The 24,872-nt window shown below is 51.0% G+C and carries 21 protein-coding genes; 10 read left to right on the forward strand and 11 right to left on the reverse strand.

Features of this window, described 5'->3' with window-relative positions; genetic code table 11:
• Positions 1 to 152 precede the first annotated feature (152 nt).
• From pgl to QM579_RS09925, 6 genes are all read right to left on the reverse strand, one after another.
• The gene (pgl, locus tag QM579_RS09900) at positions 153 to 899 is read right to left on the reverse strand and encodes a 6-phosphogluconolactonase (RefSeq protein ID WP_414998996.1); all 747 of its coding nucleotides are present in this window, start codon (positions 897 to 899) and stop codon (positions 153 to 155) included.
• Positions 900 to 1,170: 271 nt separating this feature from the next.
• On the reverse strand, positions 1,171 to 2,229 hold the full coding sequence (locus QM579_RS09905; RefSeq protein ID WP_414998997.1) for a DUF2939 domain-containing protein: 1,059 nt from the start codon (positions 2,227 to 2,229) through the stop codon (positions 1,171 to 1,173).
• A 22-nt stretch (positions 2,230 to 2,251) separates the two neighbouring features.
• Positions 2,252 to 2,992, reverse strand: a complete 741-nt coding sequence (locus QM579_RS09910; protein ID WP_414998998.1) for a class I SAM-dependent methyltransferase — start codon at positions 2,990 to 2,992, stop codon at positions 2,252 to 2,254.
• Between the two features lie 197 nt (positions 2,993 to 3,189).
• Positions 3,190 to 3,570, reverse strand: a complete 381-nt coding sequence (locus QM579_RS09915; RefSeq protein ID WP_414998999.1) for a RidA family protein — start codon at positions 3,568 to 3,570, stop codon at positions 3,190 to 3,192.
• Between the two features lie 14 nt (positions 3,571 to 3,584).
• Entirely contained in the window at positions 3,585 to 4,814 is a 1,230-nt protein-coding gene (locus QM579_RS09920) for an aromatic amino acid transport family protein (RefSeq protein WP_414999000.1), read from the reverse strand.
• Positions 4,814 to 5,767, reverse strand: coding sequence for a bile acid:sodium symporter family protein (locus tag QM579_RS09925; RefSeq protein ID WP_414999001.1), 954 nt, complete (start codon positions 5,765 to 5,767; stop codon positions 4,814 to 4,816). The genes QM579_RS09920 and QM579_RS09925 overlap by 1 nt, the downstream gene beginning before the upstream one ends.
• 269 nt (positions 5,768 to 6,036) lie before the next feature.
• Here QM579_RS09925 and ettA point away from each other — a divergent pair, with 269 nt between their 5' ends.
• The 3 genes from ettA (at position 6,037) to QM579_RS09940 (ending at position 10,115) form a co-directional block, all read left to right on the forward strand.
• Positions 6,037 to 7,719, forward strand: coding sequence for an energy-dependent translational throttle protein EttA (ettA, locus tag QM579_RS09930; protein WP_414999002.1), 1,683 nt, complete (start codon positions 6,037 to 6,039; stop codon positions 7,717 to 7,719).
• A gap of 57 nt (positions 7,720 to 7,776) precedes the next feature.
• Positions 7,777 to 9,369 carry a DUF4139 domain-containing protein gene (locus tag QM579_RS09935; RefSeq protein WP_414999003.1) on the forward strand — a complete coding sequence of 531 codons (1,593 nt, stop codon included), beginning with the start codon at positions 7,777 to 7,779 and terminating at the stop codon, positions 9,367 to 9,369.
• 95 nt (positions 9,370 to 9,464) lie between these two features.
• Positions 9,465 to 10,115, forward strand: coding sequence for an HAD-IA family hydrolase (locus tag QM579_RS09940; protein ID WP_414999004.1), 651 nt, complete (start codon positions 9,465 to 9,467; stop codon positions 10,113 to 10,115).
• Between the two features lie 129 nt (positions 10,116 to 10,244).
• Here QM579_RS09940 and QM579_RS09945 read toward each other — a convergent pair whose 3' ends face one another.
• From QM579_RS09945 to QM579_RS09965, 5 genes are all read right to left on the reverse strand, one after another.
• Positions 10,245 to 11,438, reverse strand: a complete 1,194-nt coding sequence (locus QM579_RS09945) for an HD-GYP domain-containing protein (protein ID WP_414999005.1) — start codon at positions 11,436 to 11,438, stop codon at positions 10,245 to 10,247.
• Positions 11,439 to 11,520: 82 nt separating this feature from the next.
• Positions 11,521 to 12,744, reverse strand: coding sequence for an aspartate kinase (locus tag QM579_RS09950; protein ID WP_414999006.1), 1,224 nt, complete (start codon positions 12,742 to 12,744; stop codon positions 11,521 to 11,523).
• Between the two features lie 42 nt (positions 12,745 to 12,786).
• Positions 12,787 to 13,302: a tRNA (adenosine(37)-N6)-threonylcarbamoyltransferase complex ATPase subunit type 1 TsaE gene (tsaE, locus tag QM579_RS09955; RefSeq protein WP_414999007.1), complete on the reverse strand. Its 516-nt coding sequence runs from the start codon at positions 13,300 to 13,302 to the stop codon at positions 12,787 to 12,789.
• A complete protein-coding gene (locus QM579_RS09960) occupies positions 13,290 to 14,957 on the reverse strand; it encodes an NAD(P)H-hydrate dehydratase (RefSeq protein ID WP_414999008.1) in 1,668 nt (555 codons plus the stop codon). Before QM579_RS09960 ends, tsaE begins: the two co-directional genes overlap by 13 nt.
• Positions 14,957 to 15,328 (reverse strand): holo-[acyl-carrier-protein] synthase, encoded by a 372-nt coding sequence (locus QM579_RS09965; protein WP_414999016.1) that lies wholly within the window; start codon positions 15,326 to 15,328, stop codon positions 14,957 to 14,959. The genes QM579_RS09960 and QM579_RS09965 overlap by 1 nt, the downstream gene beginning before the upstream one ends.
• 173 nt (positions 15,329 to 15,501) lie before the next feature.
• On the opposite strand from QM579_RS09965, the gene QM579_RS09970 reads away from it, so the two are divergent.
• The 7 genes from QM579_RS09970 to QM579_RS10000 all read left to right on the forward strand — a co-directional run.
• Positions 15,502 to 16,836: a UDP-glucose dehydrogenase family protein gene (locus QM579_RS09970; RefSeq protein ID WP_414999009.1), complete on the forward strand. Its 1,335-nt coding sequence runs from the start codon at positions 15,502 to 15,504 to the stop codon at positions 16,834 to 16,836.
• A 170-nt stretch (positions 16,837 to 17,006) separates the two neighbouring features.
• On the forward strand, positions 17,007 to 18,608 hold the full coding sequence (locus tag QM579_RS09975; RefSeq protein ID WP_414999010.1) for a sigma-54 interaction domain-containing protein: 1,602 nt from the start codon (positions 17,007 to 17,009) through the stop codon (positions 18,606 to 18,608).
• Positions 18,609 to 19,363: 755 nt separating this feature from the next.
• On the forward strand, positions 19,364 to 20,569 hold the full coding sequence (locus QM579_RS09980) for an ammonium transporter (protein WP_414999011.1): 1,206 nt from the start codon (positions 19,364 to 19,366) through the stop codon (positions 20,567 to 20,569).
• 29 nt (positions 20,570 to 20,598) lie between these two features.
• Complete coding sequence (locus QM579_RS09985; RefSeq protein WP_414999012.1) at positions 20,599 to 20,937, forward strand: P-II family nitrogen regulator; 339 nt, start codon at positions 20,599 to 20,601, stop codon at positions 20,935 to 20,937.
• Between the two features lie 54 nt (positions 20,938 to 20,991).
• A complete protein-coding gene (locus QM579_RS09990) occupies positions 20,992 to 23,184 on the forward strand; it encodes a glutamine synthetase III (RefSeq protein ID WP_414999013.1) in 2,193 nt (730 codons plus the stop codon).
• 360 nt (positions 23,185 to 23,544) lie between these two features.
• Complete coding sequence (gene dapF, locus QM579_RS09995; RefSeq protein ID WP_414999014.1) at positions 23,545 to 24,408, forward strand: diaminopimelate epimerase; 864 nt, start codon at positions 23,545 to 23,547, stop codon at positions 24,406 to 24,408.
• A gap of 15 nt (positions 24,409 to 24,423) precedes the next feature.
• On the forward strand, positions 24,424 to 24,872 hold a 449-nt coding region (locus tag QM579_RS10000; RefSeq protein WP_414999015.1), incomplete at its 3' end, for an aminotransferase class I/II-fold pyridoxal phosphate-dependent enzyme.

Raw genomic sequence — 24,872 nt, forward strand, 5'->3', positions numbered from 1 at the left:
TTCCTGGAGTATTTTAACTTCGAAATATCTGCTGGCGGCGGATAGACAGAGCCCTCTGCTCGCAATAAAGCTTTGATTATGTCGAAACCCGGGTTTTCAACTAAATGCCGGCTTTGAACTTGTCGTCAATTTCAAAAGCGAGTCAGCTCGAGTTACACGCCTGTTGCCGCGGCCTCATCCACAACCCACACCAGATCACCAAAACCTGGGCGCACCATTTGCGCCGGCAAGGTTGGGGGAGCAAGCAGGTCAAGAGCTCGTGAGAGAACGGCATGCTTTTCCGCACCAGTCACAAGAAACATGCAGCAGCGCGCATTGTTGATGACAGGAAGGGTCAATGTCAGGCGGTCAGCCTTCCTTTCCGGTACATACTGATCAATAACAAGGCGTTTTTTCTCTGCCAAAGCAGGCGAGTTAGGAAAGATGGAACCAGTGTGGCCATCTTCGCCCATACCAAGCAGCACAAAGTCAAAGCGGGGCATCTCCTGCGGGCCAAGGTCGAATTCTGTCCGTAGCTGCTTTTCATATTTGACGGCAGCTTCAACAGGGTCCTCTTCACCACGCATGCGATAGAAATGCGTAGCGGGAACATGACCAAGCAATTCTTTACGTGCCAGACCGTAATTGCTGTCAGCGTGCTCAGGGCCGACGCAGCGTTCGTCAACCCAAAAAATGCTCATTTTATCCCACGGCAACCTATCAGCCCAGTCGTCGCCAGCCAAAAGCCGGAAAAGAGGGATGGGGGTCTGACCACCAGAAAGAGCGATACGGAAAACGCCTCTGTCAGCAACAGCTTCTTCGCAGGCGGCAGCAAGAATATGCGCGGCACGTTCCGCCATAGCCGCAGGATCTTTATGAATATGCACCGTAAGATGAATGGATCGGCTGAGGCCCGACATGTGACGGCTCCTTAGATGTTGACGATGGGAACGGTCAGGCTCAAGGCCAAGGCCGTCCTGCTGAAACTTGCCTGCTAAACAATAACTGTGACGTCAAAAAAAAATCAATCACACGGGTACGGCAATACGCCTATATTTTTGAACAGATTCGGCAGTAGGCGCACCGATTTTTAACATAAATTTTGGTTCCACGTGGCCAGAATAACAATTCTGACTATGCCATAGAAGCAGGGGAGAGAAAAGTCATATTTGCGTCAATTACGTGCCACGATTATTGAAATTCTTCAATTGGGGCTGGAGCTTCTGATATATGCAGTACTTCGCCACTGTTGAGTCCAAGTGTTTTCCAAGAAGCCTTGCATTGCAAAGGTTGCCCGCTCAAAATACGCTTCCCGAGATCGCTGCTGCCATCAAGCTCAATTGTCCAGCTGTGTTCAAAGTCCTCACCAGGGTGCGTGGGCTGAACCGCATTAAGATTACGTGCCAGCAAAACAGATCCTGAAGCAGTGCTAAATTCAGCAAATAGGTTCATATTATTCACACTGACAGTGCCAATATTGCGCGCCAGAACACGCGTTACCAAAAGCAGCGTGGTGCCATCTGAAATAAGCCCTGCACTGGCCGAGCAGGACTGAAGAGGAAAAAGATCCTTGATGCGCCGCTCAGTCTGTATGTTTTTATCTAAAATCATTTGGCGTTGCGCATTCATGCGCTCTTCTTGAGCTTCACGGAACTGGCGCACCAGTTCAGGGCCATTTATCAAACTGCGCACACGCCATCCCTCAGGTGCCATGTCCATTCGAAAAATGAGCAAGAAATTTTTATCCAGAAGAGGATGATGCACCTTGGCTGTCAGAAGGGCAGTGCCTTCGCTGGAAGTTTGCAAGCTAAGGGTGTTGACAATCTGAGTGATGAAATCTTGCGGCAAAGCATACAGGGGGGTTCTTAATCTTGTTTTCAGATCCTGTTCTTCTTTAGCGGGTTCCTGTTTGGTACGAACCTGCTTGAGTAAAGAAGTCTGTATCATATCACGCAATTGCCGTTCTTGATCTGGCCCCGCTTTGAGGAAAGGATAACTCTGCATCAAGTTTTTGCTCAAATTCGCTGAAAACGTATTGAAATCAACAAACTCAGCAATATTTTCAGTATCAGCTGTTTTTAGGGCGTCGCGCAAAGTTTCATAGGCATACTGACTCGACTGGCGATACTGAAAATAACGCCAGCCACTGACCCCCATAACAACGACAATAATAACAAGAACAGCCGCTGCCAACACAAGCGTATGTTTTTTTACAAAAGCTACGATCGTAGGAAGAAAAGGGAGCTTCATGATATACCTGTGGCAAGAACTTCTATGGAGAATTCAAAGAATTTTTTGAACCGCACTCCATTGCCGGTTGAGGGCTGCGCAAACGGGGCCTCTTGATTTTGAGCGGCATAGGAGTGACCGGGCGTGCCGATTCCAAATCAAGGCGAATGACGCCCCAAGCCCCAAAGGGCAAGCTCAACATGCGCGTGCAACAACTTAACGGGCAAATACCATTCCAAAAACTTCGTGGACCTGCAAGCGTGCTTGTTCCACAAAGTCGGCCAACTTTTGTATTTTTGAGTGCTCGCCAGACTTGCCACCAATTGTGTACCGGGCCTGACCAGGAACTCCTGCTCCCCTGAATGCGATGCAAGGCATAGGCCAAAGAAGCACTATTCCAAAAGGTAACCGCAAGACCACTGGAAGCAACGCGCAAGGCTTCGCGCACAGCAATGTCAATTCCTTTTTTATCGATGGCGGCAAGGTGCAGTACCACGCTGTCGAAAAAACTATCATCAAAAGGCAGGTAATTTTCGGAAGCGGCCAATATTTCAGCCCGCCCCCCCATAATGGCGGCAACCTGAGACCGTAATTCAGGGCGCAATTCCGTGACAGTCAGGTCAAAACCGCATTCCCACAACAACGGAGAAAACACCCCTTGACCACAATTGATTTCCAGCAGTGTTTTTCCTCTGCGCGGCCAGACAGCCAAACACTGCTGCAACAAATTCTGCTGCTTACTGAGGGCTGAATTTCCCTTAATGTTCCAATTCAACCATTTCATGTAGTCTGCCTTTTTTATGGCCGCCAGCTATGTCTTTCATCACTATTTTGCAAAGCAGTCAAAATGGCAAGGGAAAACTGTCACATCAAAATTGGGCGTATGTAAAGCTCAATAAGGGGCTTTTATCGCTCGAAAAGACAGAAAAAGAGACGGGGGATGGATTGCATACCCCGCCTCTTTTTAATTGTCACCCAGCTTTAGCAAGCTGCAATGGCTTCAATTTCAACTTTGGCACCCAAGGGAAGTGCACTCACTTCGACGCAGGACCGCGCGGGGCAAGGCGCTGTGAAATACTGCTTGTATACTTCATTTACAGAGCCGAACTTGCTGATGTCCGTAATAAAGACCGTGACTTTAACCAGGTTTTCGGCTGTAAGACCTTGCGATTCAAGAATAGCCAACACATTTTTGCAGCTTTGAGCAGCCTGGGTTGCAGCGTCGCCTTCAACCAGTTTGCCTGTGGCCGGGTCAATTGGTACCTGACCGGAAAGAAACATGAGGTTTCCTGTTTTGATAGCCTGGCTGTAGGGGCCAACAGCGGCAGGGGCTTTATCCGTGCTAACGACTTGCTTGTTCATGTTTCGCTCCTCTATCAGTGGTACATGGGTAAAAGATTGAAAACAAAAAGTGTATGACAGACAGCCACAAAGCAACCATAAAACAGCAACATGGGGATGGTAAGACTGCCCCCTGGGGTCACGTAGCTAGTTTTTCCGAACTGATTGCGGGCTGCGGCTAAAAGTAACGCTGGTATAATGACCGCCCAGAATGCCGATGCCAGACCAGCCCAGCCAATAGCAGGCAAAAAGCCGTCAGGCCAGATAATACCACCTAGAATGGGCGGGGCAAAAGTAACCAGCAGTGTTTTGGTTCGGCCCAAATTGCTGTCATCAAATTTGCACAGGTCGGCTATATAGTCAAAAAGCCCCAACCCTGCTCCAAGGAAAGACGTTGCCACTGCCAGCAAAGAAAAGCTTTCCAGCATGCGCAGGATGAGAAAACTGCCAAGGTTATTGCCTGTCGCAGCCATAAGGTCGCCAACATTGCCACCAGCGGTAATGACTGCTTTGAAGTCTTCGCGGGAAATATTGCCATCGGCCGCCGTTAACCACGACACATAGCAAACAAGGGCCACAACTGTTCCATAACGCAAACTTGCGTTAATTGTGCGAGGCTCCTTGCCCATATATTTGACCAAACTGGGCACTGATGCGTGAAAACAGAATGATGTCAGGTAGGTTGAAACTGCTCCCCACAGGAAAATCATTTCCCCGCCGCCGCCGTTGCTATCCATCAGGGTATCTATACGCAAATGGGTTACCATACCGCTGATAGAAAAGAGGTAGGTTATAACCATGCCGCCAACAAGCAGAATGGAAAACCTATCCACGGCCTTGGAACTCCACCAGATAAAAGTTGTAAGCAGTAGTGCAAAAATGAGGCTGGCGAGAACCCTTGGCGGCGCATCTCCGGTCATTGAAGTTATGCTTTGTTCAATGATTGAGCCACCACCGCTGACATAAGCGTAGATAAGAGTGTAAAGCACAAAAGTGACAGCGCAGCCATTGGCGAAACTCCATTTGGGACCAAGTAAATCTCGCACTATTGTGTGAAAGCTGTGCCCAGGTTCAAAGTGCAGGCTCACTTCCAGCAAGGCTTGGCTTGAGCGCAGCATGATAAACCACGACACCAGCATGAGAGCAGTGGACCAGTAAAACCACATTCCTGCCGAAGCCATAGGTAAGGCCAGCATACCAGCGCCAATGGCGGTTCCGGCCACAAGGGTCGTGCCGCCAAGTACAGGAGGGAGACGAAAATTCATTATTTATCCTTGGTTGGGGGGAATTCTTGCTGGCGGGTATGAAAAAAATTGGAGAGCAGGGCACCAGAAATATTTTGCCACACGCTGTAAAGAGCGCCTGCAATGGCTGCTGACGAAGAGAAATGTGCCAGAGCCAGCGCCGTGGCAAGACCTGAGTTTTTGGTTCCGACTGAAAGACAAAAGGCACGCGCTGTACTTGTATCAAAACGCATGAAACGGGCAAGAAAGCTACCAAGTCCAAGCCCTGAAATATTAAGGCATACAACAGCTACCAGAATGTCGAGGCCAGCCATCAAGATGTTTTCAGCGTTAATCGCCAGAATGCCCGCCACAACAAGAGTGATGATCAGTGCCGAAAGCAGGGGAAGAAAGGGCAGGGCAGTTTGGGTAAAACTGTTACAAAAGCGGTGTGCCACAAGGCCCAACAAGACGGGAACGACGACAATTTTACTGATGGACAGCATCAAGCCCCAAACATCCACCGGAATCCACACGCCACCAAGAAACCAGGTAAACAGGGGCATGAGAATAAGCGAAAGAAAGGTTCCAACCGAAGTCAGGGTTACGGCATACGGCACATTACCCTTGGCAATGTAAGCCAGAACGTTTGCCGCGGTGCCTCCTGGCGCAGCGCCAACAAGGATAAGTCCCATAGCTATGTCGGGTGGCAAAGCACAAAGATGGCAAAGGATAAAGGCCAGCAAGCTCATAATAACAAACTGGGCGGTTATCCCCATTAAAATGCGGCCGGGGTTGGCCAATACATGGCTAAAATCGCCCACTCGCAGGGTCATGCCCATACCGAACATGATAAGGCCCAGAAAAATTGTGATATATGGGGCCACCCACAAAAAAAACTCTGGCTTCCAGAGAGCCAGAACCGAACAGGCAATAACCACTATGCCCATATAGCGTGTGATGGTGGCGCTGATTTTAATTGCAAGGCGCAGCAAGACAATCCCTCCGCCTGAGGCGTTACAAGATTATGTGGGGCATACTGGCAGAGTGACGTTGGCTTGGCAATAGGCGAGATAAAAAGTTACTGAGAATAATGGGTTGGATGAAACAAGGATTATGATTCAGCCACCTCTCAGCATGAACGTCACTTGAAAAAGCTTTCCCAAGCAGGTAGTCTACTACTTTAAGAGCGCGCCCATTTGGCGCGCGTTTTCGCACCGCACTTTGCACGGGGCGAAAACGTCACCAAATTTTGAGGAGCATCATGAGCAACGAACCGGACAAGATTATTTATTCAATGATCCGTGTGACCAAGCGCCACGGCCAGAAGGAAGTGCTGAAAGACATTTCCCTCTCCTATTTTTATGGGGCCAAAATTGGCGTACTTGGGTTAAACGGCTCGGGTAAATCCAGCCTGTTGAAAATTCTGGCTGGTGTGGACCAATCATTTGAAGGCAAAACCGTTCTGGCACCCGGATACACCATTGGCTATCTGGAGCAGGAACCACTTGCCAGCGAAACGCGCACTGTGCGTGAGGTTGTTGAAGACGGGGTCAGTGAGCTTACTGCCATTGCCCGCCAGTTTGAAGAAATCAATGCCAAATTCTCCGAACCTATGGAACCGGAGGAAATGGACGCGCTTATCACGCGGCAGGCTGAAGTGCAGGAACTCATGGATGCCAAAAATATCTGGGATCTGGACTCCAGGCTTGAAATGGCGATGGACGCGTTGCGTTGTCCTCCTGGCGACATGCCTGTACCGCAGATTTCTGGTGGTGAGCGCCGTCGTGTAGCACTGTGCCGCCTGCTGTTGCAGAACCCTGATATTCTGCTGCTCGACGAACCTACCAACCACCTTGATGCTGAATCGGTGGCGTGGCTTGAGCGCTATCTGTCCACATTCCCGGGTACAGTCATTGCCGTTACGCATGACCGCTACTTCCTCGACAATGTGGCAGGCTGGATTCTTGAGCTCGATCGTGGCAGGGGCATTCCCTGGAAGGGTAACTACTCGTCCTGGCTTGAGCAAAAGCAGAAGCGCCTGGCCCACGAAGAAAAAAGCGAAGCCGAGCGGCAAAAGACACTGCAACGTGAGCTTGAATGGGTTCGTATGTCGCCCAAGGGGCGTCATGCCAAAGGCAAAGCTCGCCTCAATGCCTATGAGGCTATGCTTTCGCACGAAAGTGAAAAGCGGGCCCCAGACCTGGAAATTTATATTCCGCCGGGACCGCGTCTGGGCAAGAGCGTCATTGAAATTGCCGGTCTCAGCAAGGCGGTGGGTGACCGCATGCTGATGGATGGCGCAAGTGGGATCATCCCTCCCGGAGCCATTGTTGGCATTGTCGGCCCCAACGGGGCTGGTAAAACGACTCTTTTCAAAATGCTGGTGGGTCTGGAACAGCCTGATTCCGGCACTATGAAAATCGGAGAAACCGTACAATTTGCTCATGTTGACCAGGGACGCGAATCCCTTACGCCGGGCAAAACGGTATATGAACTCATCAGTGATGGGGCAGAAACGGTCAAACTTGGCAACCGTGAAATCAACGCGCGTGCGTACTGCACCCGCTTCAACTTTCACGGAGCAGACCAGCAGAAAAAAGCCGACGTGCTTTCTGGTGGTGAACGTAATCGGTTGCATTTGGCTCGCATGCTTAAATCAGGGGCCAATGTACTGCTGCTTGACGAACCTACCAACGATATAGACGTCAACACCATGCGCGCCCTTGAAGACGCATTGGACAACTTTGCTGGCTGCGTACTGGTTATCAGCCATGACCGATGGTTCCTGGACAGGGTAGCCACGCACATCATGGCTTTTGAAGACGATGCCAACGTAGTTTTTATTGAAGGCAACTATTCGGACTATGATGAAGACCGCAAAAAAAGGCTCGGCAAGGATGCCGATACGCCACACCGCCTCAAATTCCGTAAACTGACACGATAAGCGCCGTTCCCCCGTGGCAGACGGCTGACGCGGGGGAACAGGTCCTTGGGAGGGCAGATGCGCACAGGGAAAACTTCACAGAACCGCGTTCGCATCGGCAAGATTTCCGATTGCGTTAAGGTTTTATTTCTCGTTTTATTGGTGGGCCTTATGGCAGCCGATGGCGCATGGGCTGCTGCGGAAAGAACTGTAGCAATTGCGCCAACAAGCCCTATTTCCGCAATTCTTTCACCATCCGGTGGGCAGGTACAGGTTGAAGAAATTTTGCCTGTCGTTATGAATGATGATTTGGGAATTTTGAGTTTTGTCTTGCCTGGCGGAGCTGAAAACTTACAGGTCAGTGTGCCGGGACATGTCATCGCCCGTTGGACTTCAACTCCGCAAGCCCTTGAACGTAAAGGCCATCTTGCCGCCATTCGCGAAGGCTTGACTGCAGAAATAAATCAGATCAACGGCAAACTGGCTGCAATCAAGGCACAGTTGGCTCTCTGGCAAAGTCCGCCGACCAGCAGTACCTTTCAGGATCTTACCCAGCGGGAAAAGAGGCAAAGCGGCGCCATTCCCGAACTGATTGTGGAGCAGGCGAACCTCGAAAGCCATTTGTCTGTATTGCGCCAGCAACTGGACCAAACGCCTCTGAGCCCTGAAATGGGACAGCGCGTTACCATTGCTCTACGTAAACCGGTCACGGCTAAAAATCTGCCCGTGACCTACAGCTATCAATTGCGTAACTGTGGCTGGCGGCCAGTTTATACTTTTGACGCCAAAACCGGTAACGGCAAAAGCAATGAAACCTCTGTTCGCCTGATGGCAGAAATCTGGCAACTTTCGGGCATTGATTGGCAAAATGCCCAAATTACCCTTATTTCCAGGGGCGAGGGCCCACGAGAACCTTCACCGTTGAACAAGTGGGTTGTTGATTCTCAGGCCGCACCTGCGCCGCAGCCTGCTCCCACCGCACGCAAGGCGGCGGGCCGTGTCATGATGATGGCAGCAGAGGCTGACACTGCTTCTATTGACCCCCCTGTGGTGCATGACAACAGCGCTGTTTTTGCCCGCTGGAACCTGGCCGTACGCGGTCTGCCTGAAGGACGCTCCCGTTTGCTCATCGTTGAGGATATGTGGAAAACTGCCCTGCAGTGGCTGACCCGTCCTATGGTGGGTGATAGCCGCGTATGGCTTATGGGCAAATACACCCTACCTTCGGAACACTCTTGGCCAGATGGATCCGCAGAGTTCTGTGTGGACGGCCAAGGTGTTGGCCAGGGCTTTTTCACTCCGCGAGGTGGCGAAGCCACATTGTATTTCGGGCCAGACCCGCGTGTGCATGTTAATGTCATTGTTAACAGCAGAAGACGCGGTGAAAGTGGCTTTATTGAAAAAAGCCGCACCTGGACCTGGGCATGGACGTACGTGCTGACCAATACCCACAAGTCTCCTGTTAATGTTCGCCTTGAGCGGCCAATGCCGATGATTGTTGATCAGGGTGTGACAGCTACCTATAATGATACGCCGCCAGCGCAACATGTGACCGACGAACAGATGTTGTTGTGGAATATTGAGGTGCCTGGCGACGGAAAGGCTGAAGTTAAGCATTCCGTGACTATTACCTCATCCAAAGAAATGCCGATGCTGAGCGATATTCCATAGCGAAGCCTGGCAGTTAAAGAGCATTACAAAAGCCGCCCTGTGAGTACGGGGCGGCTTTTGTACCCCATAGAGCAACCCTACACGGAGTAAGCAGCGTGAAATTCAATCCCATTTTTTTTGATCTGGATGGCACCATTACCGACTCGGAACAGGGAATCATCAAATCCGTGCAATATGCGCTGGAATATTTTGACATCTCAGTTGAGCAAGAAAAACTGATTCCCTTTATTGGGCCACCGTTGCGGGATTCTTTTGCTCAGTTTTTTCCTGATGATCAAAACAAAATTCAAGAGGCAATCAATAAATACAGAGAATACTACGCCGAACGTGGTATTTTTGAAAATCGTCTTTATGACGGCGCTCGTGAGTTGCTGCAACATCTGGCAGAAAGCGGGCAAACGCTTGCATTGGCTACTTCAAAACCTGAGCCGTTTGCGGTGCGTATTGTCGAATATTTTGACATTGCCAGCTATTTTAGCTGCGTGGCCGGGGCGCAATTGAACGGGCCGCGCAACAACAAGCCAGCTGTGCTACATTATGCATGTCAGAAATTGGGCGTTTCGCCGTCTTCCAGCTGCATCATGGTTGGGGACCGTAAATACGATGTGCTGGGAGCACATGAGGTGGGCATGCCCTGTGCCGCAGTATTATACGGTTATGGTCCAGAATCTGAGTTGATACAGGCCGAGGCGGATTGGATATGCCGTGACATGGAAGCACTGCGTAAGCTGCTGACAGATCAGTAAGGCTCGGAAGCTTTCATCTTGAAACGCTCTGACAGCTGCATGAGCAACCCTCGCCACGCAAACGCAAATACTATATATTTGCGCTGTAAACGCCGTAACGAGCCTGTGTTATCTCAAAGTTTATCTGCGTTAATGATTGCTTTGGGACAGAAGCAGGGTGATATCCATATCTTCAGCTTCATTACCTGATAGAGAGCGCTCAATCTCAAGACCTGGTTGTTTGCTCAAATCCAGAACGCTGGGTTTTATGGGTCTACCTACCGGATCAAAGGCAACCATAATGCAGGGTTGAGCGGGAAAGCTGGGGTTCGAGCGGCAAACAACTCCACGTTCGCCGCTGGATAGCTGTACGGGGGTACCTACAGGATAAATTCCCATCATTTTTATGAACCGCTCAACATAGCCGGGCGCCCAGGTTTGGCCACGCATTTTATACATAACAGCCAGCGCCACATTTGCGGGCATTGGCGTTTTGTACACTCTTTTAGCTGAAAGAGCGTCATAATTGTCGCTCACTGAAAGAATACGGCCGTAAATTCCAATTTTCTTTCCGGCCAAACGGTATGGATAGCCTGTGCCATTGTGCTTTTCATGATGTTGTACTACGCCCTGCAAAATTTCTGGATGCATGTTTTCCACTTTTTTGAGCTGATTGTAGCCAAGCAGCACGTGGGATTGCATGATTTCCTGTTCTTTGGGCGTCAGCGGCCGGGGGGCATTAAGAATCTCTTGCGGAACAAATGCTTTACCAAAATCATGAAACAAGCCAGCCATGCCCACAAGATGCAGCTTGTTCTCTGAAAGGCCAAGATAGTGGGCATATGCCACGGCAAAGATGGTCACATTAACCGAATGTGTGTAGGTGTATTCGTCGGAGCTTTTGAGTTTGGACAAAGATATGAGCGCGTCAACATTTCGGTTGAGGCTGTTCACGATGGATTCAACGTAAGGCTGGGATGCAGCAACGTCTACCGCGCCGCCTTGAGCTGCCTGCATGAAGCTTTTTACATGCTCAAAGGAATCGGCATAGACAGCCCTGGCTTGCAGCATCTCTTCATCTAAAGAGACCTGAGGGCCACGTGGTGCTGGCCAAATAGGAGAATTTGCATCCGGGTCTTCAGCAAACTCCTCCATGCGACGAAAGCGGGCAGGGTCATGATAGGCCTCTGCGTAGCCCTGCTTGACAATATAGTCAATTTCTTCGTGCGAAGTTATCAGCCCCTCTTGCATGTACAAGAGGGGAGCCTTTATCCAAGAAATCCCAGGATTAACTATAAACATTCCTGGCTTGATTTCGGTAACGGTTACTTTTACTAGCGCCATAGACAAAAAACCGCCTCTGATAGTCTTTACCACGACACGGATCTGCCGTGGCAAAGACTATCAAGATGTGGAAAAAAGCTGGCTAACCAATATCCCAATCAAGGCCGAAAGTGTCGTGCAATATACGCACGGCCAATTCAACGTATTTTTCCTGGATTAAGATGGTAATTTTGATTTCAGAGGTGCTGATCATCAAAATATTGATGCCTTCCTGCGTAAGGGCAGCAAACGTGCGTGCAGCAACGCCAGAATGGTTGCGCATGCCCACGCCGATGGCCGAAACCTTGGCCACGCTCACATCGTGCAGGACTTCTGAAGCACCCGTTTTTTCGGCAACTTCTTTCATGACTTGCAACGTCTGCTGCAAGTCCTTGCGGGAAATAGTGAACGTAATATCTGTATGACCGTCCAGACTGGTGTTCTGAACAATCATGTCAACCAAGATACCTTTTTCAGATAAGGGGCCGAATACCGCAGCAGCCATTCCCGGCACATCGGGCAGGTCACGGATAGTTACACGGGCTTGATCTTTGTCATAAGCAATGCCGGAAACAAGAACGGCTTCCATGCTGGAATCCTCCTGAGTAACAAGAGTGCCGGGATCACTGCTGAATGTGGAGCGCACCCGCACGGGAACTTTATATTTTTTAGCAAATTCCACAGAGCGTATGTGCAGAACTTTAGCCCCCATACTGGCCATTTCCAGCATTTCTTCGTAGGCTACACGGTCCATTTTACGTGCTGTAGAACAGATGTTGGGATCGGTGGTATAAACACCGTCAACATCTGTGTAAATTTCACATTCAACTGATCCCAGCGCAGCAGCCAAAGCCACAGCCGAGGTGTCGGAGCCACCCCGGCCAAGCGTTGTGATGCGCCCGTCCTCAGTACAGCCCTGAAAACCCGCGACTACAAGAACATCGTAGTCTTCAAGAAACCCATGCAAGGCTTTACTGTTGATGGACAGAATACGCGCGCGGCCAAAATCATTGTCTGTGGTAATAGGGATTTGCCATCCCAGCAAGGACCGGGCGCGAATGCCTGCGTCCTTAAGCAGCATAGTGAACAAGCTGATTGAAACCTGTTCGCCAGTTGCTACCAGAGCGTCACATTCGGCCTTGTCTGGCGTGTTTGACCATTCGTCAGCCAGAGCTAAAAGATTGTTGGTCTCGCCAGACCTGGCAGACAGTACCGCTATAACCTTATTACCTTGAGCAAGGCCGTGCAGAACTTTTTCCCGCACCTGCTTCATGCACTCAAGTCTGGCTACGGAAGTACCGCCGAACTTTTGCACCAAAATTTTCATGCCTGTATCCATTGCCCACTATCCTTAACAGAGTACAACAGGCTAGCTGTGTGGAACAGCCGGGCCCTCAGCATCGGCTTTGCGCATGGGCCATTGACCGCGCAAATGACGCAGCAAAGCTTCAGCACATGGTCCATAGGCTTGCAGTGTCAGCAAGCGACCTTCTTCGCATGCCTTCAAGGCGATGTCCAGATATTCTTCGGGTCTATCCTGCTTTGACAGAAATGCAGACCATTCGATTATATTCAAAAATTTAGGGTTATCAAGTGCTTCAAAAAGCTCTTCGGGAAAAGCCCCAGCACATCGATAGAGATCACAATGCAGAATCGGCGGTTCTGTAGGATAGTGATTGCATAAAGTAAAAGACGGGCTTGCTACTTCAGACTCAGATCCCCCCGGTAACGACAGGACCATATAGCGTGTCAGTGTAGTTTTGCCACTTCCCAGGTCTCCATTCAGCAAAAGTGTTTTTACTTTTGGATGAATGCTCAAAGCTTCTGTGAGCATTCGGGCAAAGCAGTCAGTATCGTCAATACTTGAAAGTACTATTTGGACCATGAAAGAATATCTTCCTGATTTTCGCCGATTCTTTGAAGTACACGCGGCAGGGCGTCTGCTGTTTCGGTTGATGTGTTACCTCGCAAGGGCCATTGCTGGGCAAGGCTACGCCCGGCAAGAGCATGTAGCGCCACTCCCATGCCCGCAGTGAGCAGGGAAGGGTGGCAGCCCCAGATCAACTCTGCACTGCACTTTTGTATAATTTCGCTCCGCGATGCAAGCAAACCGCCCAAGCAACCTGCAAGGACATCCCCAGAACCGCCCACAGCCAGCTGTGGAATATCATAGGGGCAAATCAATATTGGGCTGGCCGATTGCCGCACCATTGTGCCTGCCCCTTTAAGAACATTCACTCCGTGGCTACAGGCACACAATTTTTCCAGAGCAGCCCACCTGTCTGCCTGAACTGCTTGCGCAGTTTGCCCAAGAAGCATGCCAGCCTCGCCTGGGTGCGGCGTCAAAATATCTTCCTCACGAACTTTGGCGAATAGTTTGGGGTCGTATGCCAGCAGAGCCAGAGCATCCGCATCAAAAACTGTTGGGGGACGGTGAGACAGTGTCAGCAAGGCATGTAGAAACTCGGCTCCGTCTTGTCCTCGCCCCATGCCTGGGCCAACAACCAAGCTGGTACAAGACGTTATTAAAGATTCGAGCCTTGGCGAGATGCTTGATGGCCAATGCTGCTCTGTATTCTCAAGAGCCAATGTCATAATCTCGGGCCAGCCGCATTTAATGCCGGCAACAGCTGCTGCAGGCGCCGCTGCGGTTACCAGACCTGCCCCTGTACGAAGAGCAGCACGGGCGGCAAGGTGAGCAGCGCCGCCATAACCCGGCGCGCCGCCTAAAATTAGAACATGCCCGAACGTGTTTTTGAAACTGTTTTCAGGCAGATCAGAACGACGCGTGAGAGGCGAAAGACACTGGACATCCAACAGATATGCTGAGCAGCGCTCTTTGCTGCGTATTGCAGCGGGGATGCCAATACCACATACATGCACGGAACCCGTCCACGTTTTGGCACAAGGCAGAACAATGCCCGGCTTGGCTGCGGCAAAGCTGATGGTGAGGTCGGCGCGTACGGCAGTGGGCATGGGTTTACCCATACAGGCATCGAGGCCGGAGGGGACATCAAGAGCCACAACCACTCGTCCCGGCGCAAGGCTGTTCAGAGCTTCAACAAGAGTCAGAACATCAGAGCGAAGGGGACCGCAAAACCCTATACCCAGCAAGCCATCTATAATAATGTATGGCAGACTATTATCCGGCAGATTCCAGCCGCCTCGATGATAGCGCAGGCGATAAAATGGCACTCCCGAGGCCTTTGCAACCTTTGCATGCTGTCCACTGGCCCCTTTGAGTTGCCCCAAGGCCTTGGTATGCAAAACGAGAGGCCTTGCACCCGCGTCAAGAAGGTAGCGGGCCAGGCAGGCGGCATCACCGCCGTTATTGCCGCTGCCCATAATTAACCAGATGACTTTGCCTGCAATATCTGGGTACTGTTCATGTATAACGTCAAATGCCGCTTTGGCAGCATTTTCCATCAACAGTATCTCAGGCAGGCCGAGAGCTTCGGCATCTCGATCCCATGCGCGAACTTCCTGAGGAAAAGGCAGGGGAGGCAGTTGAAACTGTGATATAAATGAGGAGTCGATCACTATGCCTCCAAGATCACCACAGCCACAGCCGAGGATCGGTCATGACTGATTGATACGTGGCAGCGAGTTACACCCATACTATTGGCTTGTTGCAGAGCAGCATGGTGCAAAACCAATTGCGGCTTGCCACCAGGGCCGGAAATCGCTTCAATCTGATCCGGCCCTATGCCCTGGCTAAATCCTGTTCCCAAAGCCTTGACTGCGGCTTCTTTAACTGCAAAACGCCCGGCCACATAGTTGACAGGCTGACCGGGGATGTGCGTCAATTCTTCCTCACCAAGGATTTTTTGCATAAAACGCAATCCAAAACGAGAAATGCATTTCTCTATGCGTGCAAGGTCAACAATGTCTATTCCTAACCCGACTATCATCATCTAGTACCACCGCTCGCGAAGGTGCGTATGACGGAGAGTTTCACTCAGTAAGAGCTGGTTGCCCAATGAAAAAAAATATCGTATAGGCTGCCATTCGATGAACTATTTTGACCCGTTCATGGCCGTAACGTCAAGGGTACGGCCCGCTTTGAACATTGGGAGATTTACATATGAAACTTTGCATTATCGGCACCGGCTATGTGGGCCTGGTCAGCGCCGCCTGCTTTGCGGAAATGGGCAATACCGTTACCTGCGTTGATGTTAATCCTGCCGTTGTGGAAAAGCTGAATGCTGGTTCAGTGCATATTTTTGAGCCTGGCCTCGAACCTATGGTGCGACATAGCCGCGCCGATGGTCGGCTGACTTTTACAACCAAGCTTGAAGATGGCATTGCCCAAGCCGATTGTGCATTTATTTGCGTAGGTACGCCGCCCCAGCCTGACGGTTCATGCGATTTGAGTTTTGTTCGCCAGGTCGCGAGCGAAATCGGCCAGTATATGCAGAAAGACATGGTTGTGGTGGACAAATCCACCGTGCCGGTGGGAACGGCTGATGAAGTGCGCGGCCTTATTGAAAAAGAACTGGCCAAGCGTGGCGTGAACTTGCGCGTTGACGTTGTTTCAAATCCTGAATTCCTCAAAGAGGGAGACGCTATTTCCGACTTCATGAAGCCTGACCGCGTGGTTATTGGCACGGATTCGGAAAAAGCCGCCGCCGTCATGCGCGAGCTCTACTCGCCCTTTGCCCGCAACCGTGACAAAATCATAGTTATGGGTGTGCGCAGCGCTGAAATGACCAAGTACGCCGCCAACTGCATGCTGGCTACCAAAATTTCTTTCATCAATGAAATTGCCACTATTTGCGAACGCGTTGGCGCAGATGTGCGTGATGTGCGCACGGGTATCGGGTCTGATTCCCGCATCGGCTACCAGTTCATCTACCCTGGGGTGGGCTATGGTGGATCATGCTTCCCCAAGGATGTGAAAGCGCTTATTCGCACTGCTGAAAATGCTGGCGTGCAGCCTGAGCTGCTCAATGCGGTGGAAGCTGTGAACGCCCGGCAGAAAAAGCATATGGCGAGCCGTGTTGAAGAATACTTTGCACCGCAGGGTGGTGTTGCTGGCAAAACTCTGGCCATGTGGGGCTTGGCTTTCAAGGCCAACACCGACGATATGCGCGAAGCCGCTGCAATTACCATTATTAACGAACTAACGTCCAAAGGGATGAAAATTCGGGCATTTGACCCGGTTGCCGCTGACAATGCGCGTTCAATTTTTGCGGGCAACAAGCTGGTTGAAATCGTGGATGATCAGTATGAGGCCTGCCAAGGGGCTCAAGGGCTGATGGTTGTGACGGAATGGAATCAGTTCCGTAATCCTGACTTTACACGGGTGCGCAGCCTTCTGACGGCCCCGTTGCTTTTTGACGGACGGAATCTGTATTCCCCCGTCTCTATGGCAGATCACGGTTTTGCCTATTTTTGCATTGGCAGGGCAAACGCCTAGTCTGGAAAAATTATGGCTACTCGGAATATAGAGTAACTGAAAGGGCTGAACCTTAGTGGTCAGCCCTTTTTATGATACTTTCCATAGGGTTCACCCTGGCCGCCGCAGACTTGTTCTCGGCCCATTCCTGCCGGATTGCACGCCAGGCATTTCTGGAGTATATTGGGAACATGCGCAAGACCACCATCCCCCCCTCTGAAAACGGTCAGCACACGGGTATTTTATCCAATGCCACGGGCGATCATCAAGAGCAGCAACTCAAGCTGCTTTTTGAACTTGCCCAGATCATGAACACCACTACGGACCTTGCACAGGCATTAAACAAGGCTCTTTCGCTTATGGCGGATCAGCTTCATATGATGCGCGGCGCCATCACCCTCATTTCACCACATACCGGAGAAATCAGAACAGAGGCAGCCTATGGCCTCAAACCTGCGGAACTCCGGCGTGGCCGCTATGTGCGCGGTGAAGGCATCACAGGGGGGGTTATAGAAAGTGGCCGCCCCATGTACATATCCAACGTGTCCGAAGATCCATTGTTCCTCAACCGCACTCGATCCCGCGATCTGGGTAAAGAGGACATTTCCTTCATCTGTGTTCCCATTCGTCTTAATGATCAGGTTGTGGGGGCGCTCTCTGTGGACCATCTGCTTGTGGATAATGCCACGCTTGAAGATGAAATGCGGCTTCTCACGATAGTTTCCACACTGTTGGGTCATGCAGCCCTTGAAACACAGGGGCGCATGGATGAAGACACTTCTTCGCCCTTACGGCCAAGAGGTTTTGTGGGCAACTCGGAAGGCATGCAAAAAGTTTACGCCCAGATTGCACAGGTTGCCCCGTCAGCCACAACAGTTTTTTTGCAGGGTGAGTCCGGCACAGGTAAAGAATTGGCAGCTCGCGCCATACATACGGGTAGCTCTCGTGCAAGCAAACCCTTCATTTCACTGAACTGTGCCGCTTTGCCAGAAAATCTTATTGAAAGTGAGTTGTTTGGTCATGAACGTGGCGCGTTTACCGGAGCCAACGCAACACGTAAAGGACGCTTTGAGCTGGCCAACGGCGGCACGCTCTTTCTGGATGAAGTCGGCGAACTTTCACTCATGACTCAAGCCAAGCTTTTACGAGTTTTGCAAGAAAGAGCTTTTGAACGCCTGGGCGGTATGGAAACACACTACGTTGATGTGCGTTTTATTACAGCTACCAATCGAAACCTTGAACACATGGTCAATCAGGAAAGTTTCCGGCGCGACCTTTTCTATCGCCTTAATGTCTTTCCCATATATCTTCCCCCGCTGCGTGGCCGTCCAGAAGATATTCTGCCACTTGCCAACCATTTCATTAAAAAATTTGCGCAGACGAATGGGCGCGAAAACGTGCGTCTTTCTCTGGCCGTTATGGATATGCTGCAACGCTATGCGTGGCCGGGCAACATTCGCGAACTCGAAAATGTTATGGAGAGGGCAGTATTGCTTCTGGGCCGGGAAGGCCTTGTCCTGCCGCAACACTTGCCCCCTGCCTTGCACGGCATTCACTGCACCAATGTGAATGGAGAAAACGTCTGCACATTGAGGCCTGGGTTCTCTGGCAGCTTGCAGGATCAACTGGACGAACTAGAACGAGCTTCCATTGTTGAAGCTCTTGAATTCAGCCAGGGGCAAATGGGAAAAGCTGCCGCCAGCCTCGGCCTGACTGAAAGAATAATGGCATTACGGATGAAGAAATATGGTATCAGCTACAAAGATTTCCGCCTCAGGCGTGAACGGATATAAAGCCTGCTCACGCACCATCTGTGCGCTTATGCGGTCAATGACTACATTCCGGGCCGCTGTATTTGCGAATTTGGGGCCTGACCTTATAGCCAACAGTGGTGGGAGAGGGCAGGCCTTCTCTTTTCAATCTGCGGCCATCTCCACTGCAGCTCACGCTTCAGTTTAGTTCAACTCCGAGAGCAATACTCCTCACATCGCACCTTCTTTTGGACTCTGATAGCATCTAAAAAAATATCAATCTACATTTAAGTAGATATTTCAAACATCCAAGTGTTACCAGTTATTTCGCCTGAAGCAGCCCGCTGTTTCAGGTTTTTTATTTTTTAAGACCTATAAAATATCTCTATCAAAAAAGAATCGACAAAACTGTATATTTCAAAAAAATAACAATAACATCATAAATTTATTAACTTTTAGCAAAATAACTAGAAAAGTCATTTTTTATGTGTTGATGTGCAAAAAATATTTCGACCAAAATGTAATAAAACATCATCCTAAAATGAATCCATACACTCAACCGAACTGACTCTATACAAAAAAACACTAAAATTTCATAATGTTGTTGAAATAGAAACAGCTTTTTTTGACTTTGGCACAAATAATGCGATAGAGGGGCTGTACTGGCAACGACACTGTGTCGTTGTGGCGGGTCTGGCGCCGACCCGCTGAAGAGGTTCAGTCAACACGACACACTGTTGCTTCATAGGTGGACACACTGATGACGCAAGGTGGCCGTAAAGATCAAGGATGCCCGTATGAACGCCTCTGATACCGCATTTATTATTATCTGCGCCACAATGGTCATGCTTATGACCCCGGCCCTGGCCCTTTTTTATGGTGGTCTAGTTCGCGCACGTAACGTGCTTTCAACCCATATGCACAGCTATGCCTGTTTGGGACTCATCTCAGTTCTTTGGGCCTTTATTGGGTACACATTGGCTTTTGGTGGTGACGTAGGCGGCCTTATTGGCAACTTCGACTTCCTTTTCCTGAAAGGGGTAGGCGGAGAATCCGCTCCGATGGCTCCCCAACTTCCGCACACTGTATTTATGGGCTTTCAATGCATGTTCGCGGTGCTCACTGTAGCGCTGATTTCAGGCGCTTATGCTGAACGGATCCGCTTTTCTGCCATGCTGCTTTTTTCCGGACTTTGGCTGATATGCGTATATTCGCCCATGGCCCACTGGGTGTGGGGCGGCGGCTGGATGGGACAAATGGGCGCGCTTGACTTCGCAGGCGGCGCGGTGGTGCATATGTCTTCCGGTGCAGCGGCTTTGGCCTGCGCCCAAGCCCTCGGACCGCGGATTTCCACTGGCACGCAACATTCTCCTCATAGCTTGCCCTTGACCCTGCTTGGTGGCGGCATCCTCTGGTTTGGCTGGTTCGGTTTCAACGCTGGTAGTGCCCTTGCTTCTGGTTCCCTTGCAGGTCAAGCGTTGGTGACAACCCATATGGCTTCTGCCTGCGGTATTCTTGGTTGGCTGCTTATCGAATGGAAGCACACTGGCAAGCCCACAAGCCTTGGCGCAATCTCTGGTGCGCTGGCGGGCTTGGTGGCCATCACCCCTGGGGCTGGTTTTGTTGAAATTCTGCCGGCCATGCTCATCGGCTTTGTTGGTGGTCTTGTGTGCTACGGCGGCGTTTTCATGAAGGGCAAGCTTGGATACGACGATGCGCTTGATGTGGTTGGCATTCACGGCCTTGGCGGCACATGGGGCGCCCTTGCCACTGGTCTTTTCGCCAGTGCGGCCATCAACAATGTAGACGGTCTTTTTTACGGCAACCCTGGCCAAGTGTGGATTCAGCTGGTGTCCATCGTCGGCACATGGGTCTTTGTATACATCGCGACACGCATCATCCTTTATGTTGTAAATGCCATCGTTGGCCTGCGCGTCGCGCCTGAAGAAGAATTTACAGGCCTTGATCTTGGTGAACATAACGAACGTGGCTACAACCTGTAAGCCTTGCCGCAAGGAAAAGGAACAGCAGTATGAAGAAGCTCGAAATTATCATCCGGCCCGGCTTGTTTGAAAAGGTCAGGGATATGCTTTCAGAAATGGGTATTCACGGCCTCAACTACACTGAAATAAAAGGTTTTGGGCGCCAGCGTGGGCACACAGAAGTGTACAGGGGCAACATTATGCAGGTGGATTGCCTGCCAAAGGTAAAAATTGAAATAGTGCTGCATAACGATATGATAGAATCTGTGATTAATGCAGTAGTGGCAACAGCCCGTACGGGCCAGGTTGGAGATGGAAAGATTTTCATCAGTGATGTGGAGGATGCCATTCGCATCCGCACAGGCGAACGTGGCGATGCAGCTCTGTAAGAGCGCTCCCTCCGATGGCAGTAACTTTTGTTTAAAGGATAAAGGAGAAGAAGTATGAGTTCCCCCCGTAAAAAGGCTTTGTTCAAGGCTATAAATACCTCTCCCGTGCTGCCCACCAGCAAAGAAGATACAGGGTGCGGCGTGGAAGAAGGTTTTGGCCGGTATGTATTTGGCCTCGCCACCATGCGCAAACGCCTGCCCAAGGATGTGTACCGCAAGCTGGCCAAGACCATTCGTGACGGTGAACGCCTGAACCCCGAGATTGCCGATGTGGTGGCCAATGCCATGAAAGATTGGGCCATCGAAAACGGTGCAACCCACTACACCCACTGGTTTCATCCCATGACTGGCCTGACGGCTGAAAAGCATGATGCTTTCTTGTCGCCCACCGCAGACGGCCAGGTTATCAGTGAATTTTCGGGAAAAATGCTTATCAGCGGTGAACCGGATGCTTCCTCATTTCCGTCTGGCGGCATTCGTTCAACCTTTGAAGCACGCGGTTATACAGCGTGGGACCCCTCTGTTCCCGTGTTTATAATTCCCGCTCCTTACGGGGCAACGCTGCATATTCCTACGTACTTCTACTCTTACTCCGGCGAAGCACTGGACCGCAAAATTCCTTTGCTGCGCTCCATTTCGGCTTTGTCCAGGCAGGCTCTGCGCATACTGCGTCTCTTCGGCAACGATTCAGCCGCCTATGTGCGCGCCATGGTTGGACCGGAACAAGAGTATTTTCTGGTAGATAAAAACCTTGCGGCCCTGCGGCCTGACCTGCTGCTGGCAGGCCGTACGCTGCTGGGTGCTCCTTCTCCTAAAGGCCAGGAAATGGAAGATCATTACTTCGGCGCTATTCCTGGCCGTGTCATGAGCTTCATGCAGGACGTGGAAAAAGAACTGCTGGCCCTGGGTATTCCGGCCAAAACCAGACATAATGAAGTGGCTCCTGGGCAGTTCGAACTGGCCCCTGTTTACGAAGAAGCCAACATCGCCTGCGATCACAACATGCTCGCAATGAACATGATGCGTCATTTGGCGGGCAGGCACGGCTTTGTGTGCTTGCTGCACGAAAAACCCTTTGCAGGTGTGAACGGAAGCGGCAAACATAACAACTGGTCCATGGGCGATTCCGATGGTCAGAATCTGCTTAATCCTGGCACCACACCGCAAGATAACGCTCAGTTCCTGGTCTTTTTGGCCGCAGTTCTGCGTGCGGTGCACAAGCACAGTACGGCTCTGCGTCTTGGTACAGTGGGTGCTGGCAACGACCATCGTCTTGGTGCCAACGAAGCGCCGCCGGCCATCCTGTCTGTCTATCTTGGCGAACAGCTGACCGACGTACTGGAAGGCATCAATAGCGGCCGTGGTTCCAAAAACAAAAAAAGTGGCTTCATGGAAGTAGGGGTTTCAACCCTGCCGCCTCTGCCTGTTGACCTTGCTGACCGCAACCGGACGAGCCCCTTTGCCTTCACAGGCAACAAGTTTGAATTCCGTGCGGTGGGCTCTTCGCAGTCGGTGGCTCCGGTGAATATTGTGCTTAATGCCGCCGTGGCTTGCGCCCTGGACGACATTGCCACTGAGCTTGAGGCGTCCGTTTCTGCAGGTACGGATTTGAATTCTGCCTTGCAGGAACTGCTTCCCCGCCTGTTCAAGGAACACATGCCCGTGGTCTTTAATGGCAACGGTTATGCGGAATCCTGGGCAGAAGAAGCTGCTCGTCGCGGCTTGCCCAACCATAACAACACAGTAACTGCGCTGGAACACTACAGTGACCCTGAGGTCATGAACGTCTTCCTGCGCCACGGCATCCTTACTGAACGTGAAATCATTTCGCGCCAGGAAATATTGCTGGAGAGTTACTGCAAGACCATATGCATTGAAGGCAATCTTATGCTCGACATGTTGCGTACTTCTGTACTGCCCCAGTGCATTGAAGCACAGGCTCGTGCTGCTGATGCGGTCATTAAGACCCGAGCCGTACTGGGTGAAAAGGGTGCAGATGCGGAAGAGGTATATTTCAATACTCTGCGCGGCCATGTTGTAGCGTTGCAAAAGGGCGTAGCCGAACTGGAAAAGGCTGTAGCCAAAGCCCACAGCACCGAAGGTGCTCTTGAAGAGGCCAAGGTGGCACGCGATTGCATTCTTTCAGCCATGAATGAATGCCGTAACCACGCCGATGCCCTTGAAAGCATTGTGGACGACACCCTGTGGGTGCTGCCCAAGTACGCAGAGCTGTTGTGGGTGCATTAGGTTTTATGACGATAGTTATTGAATTAATGTACGGTTACAACCTCGTGGAGGTCAGTCAGACGTAACGTACTCCAAGAAAGTTGATAGCAGGAGTCTCATCCCGGGGGGGAAGGTGGTCTCCCAGCTATCGGCCCCTGCGGCAAACCCGCAGGGAGCCACGGGCCTCGCCGTTCGCCGCAACGGACGGCGAAGGCCGGTGGCCACAAGGCGAAGAGTCTGGCGGCTCTTCGCCTTTTTTGATTTTACGCGCCTGCCTTCGTGTTTACTTTTATTTTGAATCAGAATAGGTTGTTTATTCATTATATAATCAATGATGTTTAATAGGGCGTTGTACGCCTTTGATGAGTAAAGGAGAACTATATGGCTGCGACATTGCGCTTTACGAAGATGCAGGGCATCGGCAATGACTATGTCTATGTCAATGGCTTTGAAGAGCGCGTTGACAGCCCCGGTGAGCTCGCCAAAAAAATAAGTGACCGCCATTTTGGTGTCGGCTCTGACGGACTTGTGCTCATTTTGCCATCAGCTTCGGCCGATGTGCGTATGCGCATGTTCAATGCAGACGGCTCTGAAGCTGAAATGTGCGGTAACGCGGTGCGGTGCGTGGGCAAATACGTGTACGACCACGGCATTCAGGTCAAAGATGTGATCACTGTTGAAACAGGAGCGGGTGTTAAAGTTGTACGCCTGCTATTTGAAGCTGGCGAAGTTTGTGGCGCAACCGTTGATATGGGAGAACCCGAGCTAACGCCTGCAAGGATTCCCGTGCTGACAGAAGCATCAACAGACGGTGGACAACAGCGCTTTGTGGCCCACCCTGTGGATGTGGGTGGTCAACTTTATGAAATTACTGCCGTTTCAATGGGAAATCCGCACGCTGTTATTTTCATGAAGGGCATTGACGAGCTGGATCTGCCCCGCATTGGCCCGAACTTCGAGCACCATCCCTTGTTCCCCAAACGCACCAATACAGAATTTGTTGAGGTCATCTCTTCCAACAAAGTACGTATGCGAGTATGGGAGCGCGGTGCAGGAGAAACCCTTGCCTGCGGAACAGGCGCATGCGCCGTCGCAGTTGCCTGCGTTCTCAACGGCTACACGGGACGCGATGTGGATGTTGAGCTTAAAGGCGGCATCCTGCAAATTCATTGGGATGAAAGCAGTAACCATGTGTACATGACCGGCGGCGCTGTAACCGTTTTTGCCGGTGAATACCATATCTGATCGCAGAGGACTGACATGACTACCGTAAACATCAATTTTCTCAAGCTGCAAAGTAACTACCTTTTTGCTGATATTGCCCGTAAGGTGGCCACCTTCAAGGAAGCCAACCCGGACAAGCGCGTCATCAGCCTGGGCATTGGCGACGTTACGCGCCCCCTTGTGCCTGCCGTTGTCAACGCCTTGCATAAGGCTGTGGACGAAATGGGCGATGCCGCGCACTTTCACGGCTACGGGCCTGAGCAGGGGTATGCCTTTTTGCGCGATATCATTGTTCAGTACGATTACAAAGCGCGCGGTGTGAACCTCAGTGCCGACGAAGTTTTTGTCAGTGATGGAGCCAAGCCTGATGTAGGCAATTTTCAGGAACTGTTTGCTCAGGACAGCATCGTTGCGGTAACTGATCCGGTGTACCCCGTGTATGTTGACTCCAACGTTATGGCCGGACGTTCCGGCGAAATGACAGG

The sequence above is a fragment of the Desulfovibrio sp. genome (assembly GCF_047607245.1).
In the GTDB taxonomy this organism is placed as follows: domain Bacteria; phylum Desulfobacterota; class Desulfovibrionia; order Desulfovibrionales; family Desulfovibrionaceae; genus Desulfovibrio.